Source organism: Microbacterium sp. KU4F, from assembly GCF_056868075.1.
In genome coordinates this window covers 1166730-1178787 of the sequence record NZ_CP200324.1, presented here as the reverse complement: position 1 = coordinate 1178787, position 12058 = coordinate 1166730, and the positions used below count along the sequence as shown (strand labels likewise).

Genomic DNA, 12058 nt, shown 5'->3' with positions numbered 1-12058 from the left:
ATGGAAGGTAGTATTTCCTTCCATGGAAGGTAAATGGCGACGATGGGTCCTCATCACTGCCATCGCGCCGATCGCGTGGGGAAGCACCTACGTCGTGACCCGGCATCTGCTGCCGCCCGACGTGCCGCTATGGGGTGCTGTCATCCGGTGTCTGCCCGCGGGGCTGCTCGTGCTGCTGTTCGCCCGCCGCCTCCCGCGCGGCTCCTGGTGGTGGCGGTCCCTGCTGCTGGGAGTGCTGAACGTCGGCGGCTTCAGTGTGCTGATCTACATCGTCGGGCAGCGGCTTCCGTCGAGCCTGGCGGCGACCCTCATGTCCACCTCGGCGGCATGCATCATGCTCTTCGCGTGGGTGCTGCTGGGGCAGCGGCCGCGCGTCGCCGCCGCGCTGGGCGCGGCGGTCGGGATCGCGGGCGTCGTGCTGATGCTCGGTGTCGGCGCGGGCTCGGTCGACCCGTGGGGTATCGCCGCCTCGCTGGGGGCCATGGTCGCCTCGTCCTTCGGCTTCGTCCTCACCTCGCGCTGGGGGCAGGAGGTGCCGGCCCTCGCGATGACGTCGTGGCAGCTGCTGGCGGGCTCCATCGTTCTCGTGCCCGTCGCGCTGGTCGTCGAGGGGCCGCCCCCGCACCTCACGCCCGAGGCTCTCATCGGGTTCGCTTACGTCATGCTCATCGGCACAGCGGTGGCATACGCGGCCTGGTTCGCCGGTCTCCAGCGGCTGCCCGCCGCCGCGGTCGGCCTCGTCGGGTTGCTGAATCCGGTCACCGGCGTCGTGCTGGGGGTCGTGCTCGCGGGAGAGTCGTTCGGTCCCGCGCAGGTGTTCGGGCTCGTCCTCGTGCTCGGCGGTGTGGTGTGGGGCGTGCTGCCGCATCGCCGCCGCATGCGGCGGCAGGAATCGGCCGCTGGTCGGCAGTCGGATGAGGCGCCGGTGCCGGTGCCGCGTGGTGGGATGAAGGCATGACGCGCGCGCTCGTGGTGATCGACATGCAGAAGGGGTTCGACGACCTGGAGTTCTGGGGGCCGACGGCGAATCCGCCGTGCGAGCAGAACGTCGCCGCGCTGTTGCGGTATGCCGAACTCGAGGGTATCCCGGTCGTCGTGGTCCGTCACGACTCGCGCAGCGAGACATCCGTGCTGCACCCGTCCGCCGCGGGCAACGCGCTCGTCGATGTCGTCGACCGCGCCCCGGCCGCGCTGCTGGTCACCAAGAGCGTGAACTCCGCGTTCTACGGCGACCCCGACCTGCATGCCTGGTTGCAGGAGCGGGGCATAGGGGAGCTGCTGATCTGCGGCATCCAGACCAACATGTGCGTCGAGACGACGGCGCGCATGGCGGGCAATCTCGGATACGACACCACGGTGGTGTGGGATGCGACCCGCACCTTCGATCTCGATGCCGAGATCAGCGGTATGGGGCGTGTGACGCGCACGGCGGCGGAGATCATGGCGACCACGGCCCTCGTTCTTCAGCAAGGCGGGTTCGCCCGCATCCGGACGACGGCCGAGATCGTCGGATCCGAGCGACGTGTGCACGATCGATCGCTGACCTGATGTCCCAGGCGGCACGTAGGGTGCCGCCTGCCCCACTCCTCGTGCAGACGTCGCGGGTCTGCGTGCGAAGAGGATGTCCGAACTCGTTCGTATCTTCGAATCTGACATTGAAGAACTAGAACATCCGTTCTAGCCTGTCGGAGTGAAGGTGATCGTGCGAGAAGACGCCGTGGGCGAGGTTCACCGCCTCCGCGCGCAGCTCGAGCGCGTTCAGGGGCGGCGGATGGATGCGGCCGTGCGGCCGGTGCATCCGGCGCTGGCGGAGCTCCTTCCGGGTGGAGGGCTTCGCGCCGGCTCCGCGTACACGGTCGCCCCCTCGACGTCGTTGCTGCTCTCGCTGCTCGCACGCCCCTCGCGCGAGGGGGCGTGGTGCGCGGCCGTGGGGATGCCGGAGCTGGGCGCCGAGGCCGCGGCGGGACTGGGGGTGGCGCTCGAGCGCCTCGTCCTCGTCCCCGAGCCCGGCCCGCGCTGGCTCGCCGTGGCCGCGACCCTCGCCGAGGTCATGCCGGTGGTCGCCGTGCGGCCTGCCGGAGCGGTGTCGGATGCCGAGGCCTCCCGCTTCATGGCGCGACTGCGCGATCGCGGAGCGAGCCTTCTGGTGCAGGGGGTGTGGCCGCAGGCGGAGGCCGCTCTGCAGATCGTCGATTCCCGGTGGGACGGCCTCGGCGACGGCTACGGCTACCTGTCGTCGCGCACGGTGACGATCGCCGTGCAGTCGCGCCGCTCGCCCGTGCCCCGGCGAGCGCGACTCATGCTCCCCGATCGCGACGGCGCCCTCACTCCCGTCGCTCCCGCAGCTCCCGTGCCCATGAGGGCGGTGGGCTAGATGCCCGTGCGCACTCTCGTGGTCTGGATCCCGGACTGGCCGGTGGTCGCCTTCGAACGCGAGAGCGGCGAGGAGGAGGCGGCGGTCGCCGTCATCGAGAAGAACGTCGTGGTCGCCTGTTCCGCCGCGGCCCGCGCCGAGGGGGTGCGCCGTGGCCAGCGTCGCCGCGACGCGCAGGGCGCCTGTCCTCGCCTGCGGATCGTGGCGATGGATGCGGCGCGAGACCACCGCGCCTTCGCGCCGCTCGTGGCGGCGATCGAACGCCTCGCGCCGCACGTGCAGATCATCCGCTCGGGGCTGTGCGCGTTGAAGGCACGGGGCCCCGCCCGGTACTACGGCGGCGAGGAGGAGGCCGCGCACGTGCTGCGTGCGGCGCTGCACGAGGCGGGGGTGAGCGACGTCCGTATCGGTGTGGCCGACGGTCCCTTCACCGCCGAGCAGGCTGCCCGCGCCGCAACGACCGCCGAGGCGCCGGTCCGGTGTGTACCGCCGGGGCTTTCGGGCCCGTTCCTCGCGCCCCTGCCCACCACACTGCTGCACGATGCCGGGGCCGAGACCTCGCTCGCCTCGCTGCTGGCGCGCCTGGGCATCCACACGCTGGGCGCGTTCGCCGAACTGCCGACCGACGGCATCCGCGATCGCCTCGGAGAGCAGGGAGTTCGGCTTCAGGCGCTCGCCGCGGGAGCGGACTCCCGTACGGTGACCCCCCGTGAGGTGCCGCCCGAACTCGATCGCGAGGTCGTGTTCGAGCCGCCGGTCGAGCTCGCCGAGCAGGCGGCGTTCGGGATGCGGGTGGCGGCTGAGGAGTTCATCGCGCGTCTCGACGCGCTGCGGCTGGTGTGCACCGAGCTGCGGGTGGAGCTCGAGTCGGAGCGGGCAGAGCGCAGCGAACGGGTCTGGCTGCATCCGGGCACCTTCGACGCCGCGGCGGTCGTGGACCGGGTGCGCTGGCAGCTTGCCGAGCAGCAGGAACTGCGCAGTCCTGTGGCCCGCGTGCGCATCTCTCCCGAGGCCGTCGACGACCAGGCTCACCACGTGCCGGGGCTGTTCGGGCGGGGGGAGCGCGAGAAGGTGCATCACGCGCTCTCGCGAGTGCAGGCGATGCTCGGGCATCGGAGCGTTCTGACGCCGGTCATCGCCGGCGGGCGCTGGCTCGACGAGCGACAGGTGATGGTGCCCTGGGGTGACCGCGCGGTCGCCTCGCGCGATGCGTCGCTGCCCTGGCCCGGTTCGCTGCCGGCGCCGCTGCCGACCACGGTGTTCCCCAAGCCCCGTCCGGCGGAGGTGCGTGATGCCGAAGGCGCCCGCATTCTCCTCGATGAGCGCGGGGCGCTGTCGGGAACGCCCGCCGACATCGCCGTCGGGGGAGCCCGTCGCGGGGTGCTCTCGTGGGCGGGACCGTGGACGGTCATCGAGCGGGAATGGGATGCGGCCCGCCGCCGGGTTGCGCACCGGTTCCAGATCGTCGACGCGGCCCAGGTCGCCTGGCTGCTCGTGCACGAGAGCGGCCGCTGGAGCGTCGAGGCGAGGTACGACTGATGGGCTGGCACAACCCGCCCGTCCCGTGGTCGGAGCTCGAGCGCGCCCTCAGCGACGCGCGTCGGCCGAGGCCCGTTCCCGCCGGGGCGGACGGCGGCGACAGTCCGGCGTGGTCGCACAAGCGCGGCCCCTATGTGCCACCGGCGATCGAGCGCCCCGAGCAGGTCGTGCCCTACGCCGAGTTGCACGCCCACTCGTCGTACTCGTTCCTCGACGGGGCGTCCTCGCCGGAAGAGCTCGTCGAGCAGGCGGAGCGACTGGGACTGCATGCGCTGGCCGTCACCGACCACGACGGCTTCTACGGCTCGGTGCGTTTCGCGGAGGCGGCGGAGCCCCGCCGGCTGCAGACCGTGTTCGGTGCCGAGCTGTCACTCGATCTGCCCGCGCCGCAGAAGGGGCGCCCCGATCCGGTCGGGCGCCACCTGCTGGTGCTCGCCCGTGGGCAGGAGGGATACCACCGTCTCGCCGGTGCACTCACCCGCGCCCAGCTGCGGGGAGCCGAGAAGGGCCGTCCGGTGTACGACGTGACCGAGCTCGCCGAGCAGTCCGGCGGCCCGAAGGATCCGCAGTGGGCCGTGTTCACCGGATGCCGCAAGGGCGCCGTGCGCCAAGCGCTCACGCTCGAGGGGCCGGCGGGGGCGGCGCGTGAGCTCGATCTGCTCATCGACCTGTTCGGACGGGATGCGGTGCAGGTCGAGCTCATCGATCACGGCGATCCCCGCGACACCCAGACCAACGACGTGCTCGCAGCCCTCGCCGCCGAGCGCCGGCTACCCGTCGTCGCGACCGGCAACGTGCACTACGCGGTGCCCGAGCGCAGGCTCCTGGCCGCGGCGATCGCCGCCGTGCGGGCCAACCGCAGCATGGACGAGCTTGACGGGTGGCTGCCCGCTCACGGGGGTGCGTTCCTGCGCTCGGGCGCCGAGATGGCGGCCCGCTTCGCCCGCTACCCCGGCGCGGTCGCGCGCAGTGTGGAACTCGCCGACGAACTGGCGTTCTCGCTGCGGAAGGCTTCGCCCGCGCTGCCCAAGCTCCCCGTTCCCGAGGGGCACACGCCCATGTCGTGGCTGCGTCAACTGGTGTGGGATGCGGTGCCGCGCAACTATCCCAACCTCACGGAGGATCAGCGCCGACGCATCGAGCGCGAGCTCGAGGTCATCGAGATGAAGGACTTCCCCGGTTACTTCCTGATCGTCCACGGCATCGTGCAGGAGGCCCGGGACCGCGGCATCCTCTGCCAGGGCCGTGGCTCGGCGGCGAACAGCGCCGTCTGCTACCTGCTCGACATCACGGCGGTCGACGCGATCGCCTACAACCTGCCCTTCGAGCGGTTCCTGTCGAGTCTGCGCGACGAGGAGCCCGATATCGACGTCGACTTCGACTCCGACCGTCGCGAGGAGATCATCCAGTGGGTCTACCAGCAGTACGGGCGTGAGCGTGCGGCGCAGGTGGCCAACGTCATCCAGTACCGCCCCAAGAACGCCGTGCGCGACATGGCACGGGCGCTCGGGTTCTCGCCCGGGCAGCAGGACGCCTGGTCGAAGCAGGTCGAGCGCTGGGGGGCGTCGCTCGAGAGCGCCCCTGACCACGACATCCCGGATCAGGTCGTGGCCTATGCGACCGAGCTGCTCAAGGCGCCGCGCCACCTCGGTATCCACTCCGGCGGCATGGTGCTCACCGAACGCCCGGTGGGCGAGGTCGTGCCGATCGAACACGCTCGGATGCCGGGGCGCACCGTCATCCAGTGGGACAAAGACGACGCCGCGTGGATGGGGCTGGTCAAGTTCGACCTGCTCGGACTCGGAATGCTCTCCGCCCTCCAGTACTGCTTCGATCTGATCCGCGCGGCGACGGGGGAGACGTGGGAGCTGCGCTCCCTGCCGAAGGAGGAGGCGGCGGTCTACGACATGCTGTGCCGCGCCGATTCCATCGGGGTGTTCCAGGTCGAATCGCGCGCGCAGATGGGGCTCTTGCCGCGCCTGCAGCCCCGGGCCTTCTACGACCTCGTGATCGAGATCGCCCTCGTCCGGCCCGGTCCGATCCAGGGCGGAGCGGTGCATCCGTTCGTGCGGCGCAAGCTCGGCCACGAGGAGGTGACGTACCCGCATCCCGACCTCATCCCGGTGCTCGAGCGCACCAAGGGGATCCCCGTCTTCCAGGAGCAGTTGATGCAGATGGCGATGGTGGTGGGCGATCTCTCCGGAGAGGACGCCGACCTCATGCGCCGGGCGATGGGCTCCAAACGCGGTCAGGAGCGGATCGACTCGCTGAAGGAGAAGCTCTACGCAGGAATGGCGCGTCACGGCCTCGTCGACGAGGACGCGGATGCGATCTACCGCAAGATCCAGGCGTTCGCGAACTTCGGGTTCGCCGAGTCGCACTCGCTCTCGTTCGGCCTTCTGGTCTACGCGAGCTCATGGATCAAATTGCACTACCCGGCGGCGTTCCTCGCGGGGCTGCTGCGGGCGCAACCCATGGGCTTCTACTCACCTGCCACGCTGACCGCGGATGCCCGGCGCCACGGCGTCGAGGTGCGTCGACCCGATGTGCAGCTTCTCGGGCGCCCAGGCCGGACTCGAACCGTTCGGAGACTGCACCGAGCCGACAGGGATGGACGCCTGCTGCGGCCCGCAGCCGCCCGTGGGGCCTTTCGACGCAGCGGCTCCCGACGAGTCCGCCGCGCATCGCCGCGACGGTGCGTTCGCGGTGCGGCTGGGGCTCGCAGCGGTGACCGGCATCGGTGAGAAGGTCGCCGCACGCATCGTCGCCGCGCGCGACGCGGAGGGGCCGTTTCGCGACATGCGCGATCTGGTGCGCCGGTGCGATCTCTCCGTGGCGCAGCTGGAGGCGCTGGCGACGGCCGGTGCCTTCGACTGCTTCGGGCTGACCCGCCGCGAGGCCATCTGGTCCGCCGGTACCGCCGCGCAGGATAGGGCGGAGTTCCTCCCCGACACCGTCATGGCGGTGCAGCCGCCGTTGTTCCCCGACCCGTCGAGCTACGAGACGCTCGCGGCCGATCTCTGGGCGACAGGCATCTCCACCGACGATCATCCGCTGACCCACTACCGTTCCGCGTTGGATGCGCGAGGAGTGCTGACCTCGCGCGAGATGCGCGCCCACGAGTCGGGGCGACGGATCCAGGTGGCGGGGCTGGTGACCCACCGGCAGCGGCCGGCGACCGCATCCGGCATCACCTTCCTGAACCTCGAAGACGAGCACGGGCTGGTGAACGTGATCTGCTCGACCGGCGTATGGAACCGATACCGACGCATCGTGCGCGACTCGCCGGCGCTGATCGTGCGCGGGATGCTGGAGCGTTCGGTGGAGGGGGTCACCAACCTCGTGGCGGATGCGTTCGAGGATCTCCGTGTGGGGGTCTCGCACCGTTCGCGTGACTTCCAATGACGCGGCAAAGGCCCCCGGGCGAACCCGGGGGCCTTTGGGCGGGGTCTCAGCCCCGGACGCCGAGGGCGAAACGGACGGAGCCGTCGTCGCCGACCTCGGCATCGAGCACCCTGTCATCGAGGGCATCCGTCGCACCGGAGTCCACGAAGACACGAGCACCCGACGTCTCCACCACCGCATCCTGCGGCTCGGGGGCGGCAGCGAGCGCGAGCTCGAATCCGGTCTCGGTGCCGGTGTCGCGAATGCGCAGCCCGCCACCTTCCGCCGGGATCTGGGACGAGATCGTCTTGACCGCCGAAGCAGCGTTCTCCGTCAGAGTGAGCATGGTGCTCCCTTCCATCGATGTCTGCGGACCGGCCACGATTCCGAGAATCGAGAGCGGAATCAACCCCTCCGCGCGGATCGGATCGAACTCACACGAGGTTCACCGGGAACTTTTCAGGACGTCAGCTGCTGGTCCGTGTTCGAGTAGCTGATCGAATCGGCGGTCGCACCCACGAGTCCGAGCGTCACCCGCAAGAGCGTCGGAGTGATCCCGTCGCGAGGTGGGGGTGTGTCGGCGCCGAGCGTGTACGACGTGCCGTCGGCGCCGGTGGCGGTGAGGGAGTTCAGGTACACCGACACGTTTCCCGAGAGCGTCATGGTGTCCGCCGTGGTGACCAGGGCGGGGCCCTCCGCGTGTCCTACGGTCAGAGCGAAGCCGGTGATCGTGATGCTGTCCGCGCTGATCTTGAGAGCGTGCGCCCGGGTGCCGTCGGCGAGTGGCACGGTCACGAGCGAGATGCCCCTGAGTCCGCTGATCGACAGGCCGTCCGAGCCGAGTTGTGCCGGCGGCTGGGTGAACACGGGCGCGGTCTCATCCGGCACCGCCTCGACGGGCGCCTCCGGCTCGGCGGGAGCCTGCGGGGTCGGCGACGCACCCGGGATGGGGCTCTGCCCGCCCAGGTCAGGGAGGCCGGGGAGGCCGGGCTCCGACGAAGCGCTCGGGGAGGGCGTGGGTGACGGCGTGGGCGACGGGTCGTCGCACGACATGAACAGCGGAATGCACCAGGCCGTGGGTCGCTCGGTCGGAGCGGCGGCGGCGCCCGTGGTTGCGAGCAGCACGCCCACCAGGGCGACGGGCAGCAGGCGGCGGATCATGCGGTCTCCTTCTCGCCGTCGGCTCGCACCCCCTGCTCCTCGCCCGATGCGAGCGCGGATGCGGCCTCACCGGACCGCGGCGCCCACGAGACGACCGTGATGCCGCCTACGCAGCCCAGCAGCATCCCGACGATGAAGCCTCCGAGGTTGACGCCGACGATCGAGTACACCGCGAGGCCGAGAGTGATCACGCCGTAGAAGATGCGGTGCGCCGGCATGAAGATCGACAGCGCGCCGAGCAGGACCAGCGCCAGTGGCACGATGGTCGCCTGCAGACCCTCGATGCCGAGTTGGATGTGCAGCTTGCCGAAGTCGAGCTGGCTGGACAGGAACATCACCAGACCCGCGACGATGACGAGCACACCGCCGACGAAAGGGCGCTGCCTGCGCCAGGCGCGCCAGCGCGACGGCTTCTTCTCGGTCTCGTCCTCGGTCACTTCACCCTCGGCGAGGGATCGGCGTGTGGCGTTCAGAAGCATGTCTTCGTTCCATCGGTCAGCTCCAGCTTCATCCCGGTCAGGGTGAAGGTCGACGCCTGCGTGCTCCACGAGTTCTGCTGGAGGTTCGCGATGCTCACCGTGTCGGCGTCCTGCGCGAAGTCGCCGGCGGATCCCTTCGCCGCGGTGTTGACCGTCGACGCATCCACGCCGATGCGGATGTTGCCGAAGGATGAGTCTCCGCGCAGGCCTGTCATGCCGATCTGCAGGTTGGTGGCGCTCGCCGGGTTTCCGCCGCCGCCGGCCGTGATGAGCACGCCGACCTTGCCGAGCGGGGTGTCCGACACGACGGACTGGCACAGATCCGCCAGTGTCGCCGAGGCGATGTTCGCGATCGCGACCGAGTGCTGGTTGCCCGCGGTGTCTTGCGTGACGCCGGCATACTGCGAGAATCCGGTGCCCTCGAGTTGCGAGGCGCTGATCTGGAACTCGCTGCCGGACACCGCGAACGAGACGGGGACGGCGCCCTGGGCGACGCCGCCGAACAGCAGACTGGACGCGGCCACGACGGGGATGGTGGCCAGGGCGACACGACCGGCGCGCGAGCGCACCATGTTGGGGAACTTCATCGATCCTCCGGGGGTGAGGGGACGGCGACGATGCCGTCGGTGAGTGAGCCTAGACCTCGTTGACGAACTGTCAATAGTGTGAGGGCGGGTATGAGAGGACTCTCACCCCGGGCGCGGTCGACGTCTCGCCTAGGCTCTGGCTATGGGCAGTGAGCGGCGCACCAGACTGAGCCCGGAGCAGCGCCGCGCGCAGCTGGTCGCCCTCGGCGTCGCGTTCCTGGCGGACAGGCCGCTGGACGACCTGACGATCGAGGAGCTGTCGGAGCGGGCGGAGGTCTCGCGCGCGCTGATCTTCCACTACTTCGGCTCGCGGCAGGGCCTTCATCAGGCGGTGGTCGCGCGTGCGGGTGACGCACTGTTGGAGGCGACCCATCCTCGTGAGGAGTTGGCCGCAGTGGAGCGGCTGCGCGACACCCTCCGCCGTATCGCACTGTTCGTACGCGAGAACCGTGGCACGTTCTTCTCGCTCGTGCGCGGCGTCGCCAGCGGAGACCCCGAGGTGCGGCTGGTCGTGGACCGTGCCAGGGATGCCAACGCCCAGCGCCTACGCGAGGTGTTCGCCGAGCTGGGGGTCCCCGCCAGTCCGTTGCTCGACGTCGCCCTGCGGTCCTGGGTCGCGTTCGCCGAAGAGGTGCTGATCGAGCTGGCTGTCGATGACGACGTCGACATCGACGACATCGTGGGCTTCCTCGAGCGCAGCGTGCAGGGCGTCGTGTCCGCCGTGACGCTCTGACACACGTCGGGCACCCGTTCGTCAATGGTCTTAGCCGGATCCGGCCGTCCGTTTTAGCGTGGAGCCATGGCCGGAAACGTCGCAGAACTCTTCGTCCGCACTCTTCGTCACGCGGGGATCACCCGCATCTGGGGGTTGCCCGGCGACTCCCTGAACGCCTTCACGGATGCCCTGCGCAAGGACGGCGGCATCGAATGGCTGCACGCCCGGCACGAGGAGTCCGCGGCGTTCGCGGCGGGTGCCGAGGCGGAGATCACGGGGGAGCTCGCCGTCGTCGCCGGCAGCTGCGGTCCCGGCAACCTGCACTTCATCAACGGCCTCTTCGATGCGCACCGGTCGCGCGTGCCGCTGCTGGCGATCGCCTCCCACATCCCGTCCGCCGAGATCGGCAGCGGCTACTTCCAGGAGACGCACCCGCAGGAGCTCTTCCGCGAGTGCAGCCACTACGCCGAACTCGTCTCGGACCCGGCGCAGCTGCCGTGGGTGCTGGAGACGGCGATGCGCACCGCGGTCGAGAAGCGCGGCGTGGCCGTCGTCGTCGTTCCGGGTGACGTCTTCTTCGCGGACGCGCCGCACCGTCGCCCGTCCGCTCCGATCCGCGCCACGCGGCCGGTTATGGTGCCGTCCGCATCCGAGCTGGAAGAGGCCGCCGCCGTGCTGAACGCGGCGGGCAAGGTCACGATCCTCGCGGGGGCCGGGGTGGCGGGCTCCCATGATGAGGTGCTCGCGCTCGCCGGGCGTCTGCAGGCGCCGATCGTGCACGCGTTCCGCGGCAAGGAGCACATCGAGTACGACAACCCCTACGACGTGGGGATGACGGGTCTGCTGGGCTTCTCGTCCGGCTATCGCGCCATGGAGAAGTGCGACGCGCTGCTGATGATCGGCACCGACTTCCCCTACCGGCAGTTCTTCCCCGAGAAGGCGAAGATCGTGCAGATCGACATCCGCGGCGAGCAGCTGGGACACCGCACGCCCATCGACGTCGGGCTCGTGGGGGATGCGGGTGCGACCGCATCCGCCCTGCTGCCGCTGATCGATCAGGACCGCAAGGACCACCACCTGAAGGAGTCGGTCGAGCACTACCGCAAGACGCGGCGCGAGCTCGACGGGCTCGCCAACGACGACGGCAAGAAGCCGATTCACCCGCAGTACGTCGCGCGCCTGGTGGACGAGCTGGCAGCGCCGGATGCGGTCTTCACGGCGGATGTGGGCACGCCCGTCATCTGGGCGGCGCGCTACCTGCACATGACGAAGCAGCGACGCCTGCTGGGCTCGTTCACGCACGGCTCGATGGCCAACGCCCTGCCCCAGGCGCTCGGCGCGCAGGCCGTCGACCGTTCCCGCCAGGTGATCGCGCTCGCCGGCGACGGCGGCTTGGCGATGCTCATGGGGGATCTTCTCTCCATCCGTCAGAACGATCTGCCGGTGAAGATCGTCGTGTTCGACAACTCCGCTCTGGGCTTCGTCGAGGTTGAGATGAAGGCGGCCGGCATCGTCAACTACGGTACGGACCTGCACAACCCGGACTTCGCGGCCGTGGCCGAGGCTGTCGGGATCACCGGTATCCGCGTCGAGAGCGCGGCGGATCTCGAGCCCGCGCTGCGGCGTGCGCTGGCCGACCCGGGTCCGGTGCTCGTGAGCGTCGTGGTCGCCCGTGAGGAGCTGTCGATGCCGCCGTCGATCACCGCCGCGCAGGCCAAGGGCTTCTCGCTGTGGGCGCTGCGCACCGTGCTCTCGGGCCGGGGTGACGAGCTGCTGGATCTGGCGGACACGAACCTCTGGCGTCGTCTGTTCGACTGAC

10 protein-coding genes and 1 pseudogene are annotated in these 12058 nt (G+C 70.2%); 7 read left to right on the top strand and 4 right to left on the bottom strand.

Annotated features, from left to right (window positions below; all coding sequences use genetic code 11):
* Positions 1-22: 22 nt before the first annotated feature.
* The 5 genes and pseudogenes from AC1VNH_RS05945 to AC1VNH_RS05925 all read left to right on the top strand — a co-directional run bounded on the left by AC1VNH_RS05945 (position 23) and on the right by AC1VNH_RS05925 (position 7318).
* Positions 23-958: a DMT family transporter gene (locus AC1VNH_RS05945; RefSeq protein ID WP_483110313.1), complete on the top strand. Its 936-nt coding sequence runs from the start codon at positions 23-25 to the stop codon at positions 956-958.
* Positions 955-1548 carry a cysteine hydrolase family protein gene (locus AC1VNH_RS05940; protein ID WP_483110312.1) on the top strand — a complete coding sequence of 198 codons (594 nt, stop codon included), beginning with the start codon at positions 955-957 and terminating at the stop codon, positions 1546-1548. Before AC1VNH_RS05945 ends, AC1VNH_RS05940 begins: the two co-directional genes overlap by 4 nt.
* Before the next feature lie 142 nt (positions 1549-1690).
* A complete protein-coding gene (locus AC1VNH_RS05935) occupies positions 1691-2374 on the top strand; it encodes a hypothetical protein (RefSeq protein ID WP_243233519.1) in 684 nt (227 codons plus the stop codon).
* Positions 2375-3913 (top strand): DNA polymerase Y family protein, encoded by a 1539-nt coding sequence (locus tag AC1VNH_RS05930; protein WP_483110311.1) that lies wholly within the window; start codon positions 2375-2377, stop codon positions 3911-3913.
* Positions 3913-7318, top strand: a pseudogene (locus tag AC1VNH_RS05925) (error-prone DNA polymerase). The gene AC1VNH_RS05930 and the pseudogene AC1VNH_RS05925 overlap by 1 nt, the downstream one beginning before the upstream one ends.
* Positions 7319-7364: 46 nt before the next feature.
* Here the strand turns inward: AC1VNH_RS05925 and AC1VNH_RS05920 are convergent.
* The 4 genes from AC1VNH_RS05920 to AC1VNH_RS05905 form a co-directional block, all read right to left on the bottom strand.
* Entirely contained in the window at positions 7365-7643 is a 279-nt protein-coding gene (locus AC1VNH_RS05920; RefSeq protein ID WP_137417641.1) for a Fe-S cluster assembly protein HesB, read from the bottom strand.
* Between the two features lie 113 nt (positions 7644-7756).
* Positions 7757-8458, bottom strand: coding sequence for a hypothetical protein (locus AC1VNH_RS05915; protein WP_483110310.1), 702 nt, complete (start codon positions 8456-8458; stop codon positions 7757-7759).
* Positions 8455-8937 carry a DUF6114 domain-containing protein gene (locus tag AC1VNH_RS05910; RefSeq protein WP_483110309.1) on the bottom strand — a complete coding sequence of 161 codons (483 nt, stop codon included), beginning with the start codon at positions 8935-8937 and terminating at the stop codon, positions 8455-8457. Before AC1VNH_RS05910 ends, AC1VNH_RS05915 begins: the two co-directional genes overlap by 4 nt.
* Positions 8928-9524, bottom strand: coding sequence for a DUF6230 family protein (locus tag AC1VNH_RS05905; protein WP_483110308.1), 597 nt, complete (start codon positions 9522-9524; stop codon positions 8928-8930). The genes AC1VNH_RS05910 and AC1VNH_RS05905 overlap by 10 nt, the downstream gene beginning before the upstream one ends.
* Before the next feature lie 142 nt (positions 9525-9666).
* Here AC1VNH_RS05905 and AC1VNH_RS05900 point away from each other — a divergent pair, with 142 nt between their 5' ends.
* Both AC1VNH_RS05900 and poxB read left to right on the top strand, forming a co-directional pair.
* Positions 9667-10257, top strand: coding sequence for a TetR/AcrR family transcriptional regulator (locus tag AC1VNH_RS05900; protein ID WP_460737547.1), 591 nt, complete (start codon positions 9667-9669; stop codon positions 10255-10257).
* Between the two features lie 66 nt (positions 10258-10323).
* Positions 10324-12057, top strand: a complete 1734-nt coding sequence (gene poxB / locus AC1VNH_RS05895) for a ubiquinone-dependent pyruvate dehydrogenase (RefSeq protein WP_483110307.1) — start codon at positions 10324-10326, stop codon at positions 12055-12057.
* The last annotated feature ends 1 nt before the right edge of the window (position 12058 follow it).

Bases quoted from the DNA above. Each gene is read 5' to 3' on its own strand.
- AC1VNH_RS05945 (WP_483110313.1), top strand. From the start codon at position 23: ATGGAAGGTAAATGGCGACGATGGGTCCTCATCACTGCCATCGCGCCG.
- AC1VNH_RS05940 (WP_483110312.1), top strand. From the start codon at position 955: ATGACGCGCGCGCTCGTGGTGATCGACATGCAGAAGGGGTTCGACGAC.
- AC1VNH_RS05930 (WP_483110311.1), top strand. From the start codon at position 2,375: ATGCCCGTGCGCACTCTCGTGGTCTGGATCCCGGACTGGCCGGTGGTC.
- AC1VNH_RS05920 (WP_137417641.1), bottom strand. From the start codon at position 7,643: ATGCTCACTCTGACGGAGAACGCTGCTTCGGCGGTCAAGACGATCTCG.
- AC1VNH_RS05915 (WP_483110310.1), bottom strand. From the start codon at position 8,458: ATGATCCGCCGCCTGCTGCCCGTCGCCCTGGTGGGCGTGCTGCTCGCA.
- AC1VNH_RS05910 (WP_483110309.1), bottom strand. From the start codon at position 8,937: ATGCTTCTGAACGCCACACGCCGATCCCTCGCCGAGGGTGAAGTGACC.
- AC1VNH_RS05905 (WP_483110308.1), bottom strand. From the start codon at position 9,524: ATGAAGTTCCCCAACATGGTGCGCTCGCGCGCCGGTCGTGTCGCCCTG.
- AC1VNH_RS05900 (WP_460737547.1), top strand. From the start codon at position 9,667: ATGGGCAGTGAGCGGCGCACCAGACTGAGCCCGGAGCAGCGCCGCGCG.
- poxB (WP_483110307.1), top strand. From the start codon at position 10,324: ATGGCCGGAAACGTCGCAGAACTCTTCGTCCGCACTCTTCGTCACGCG.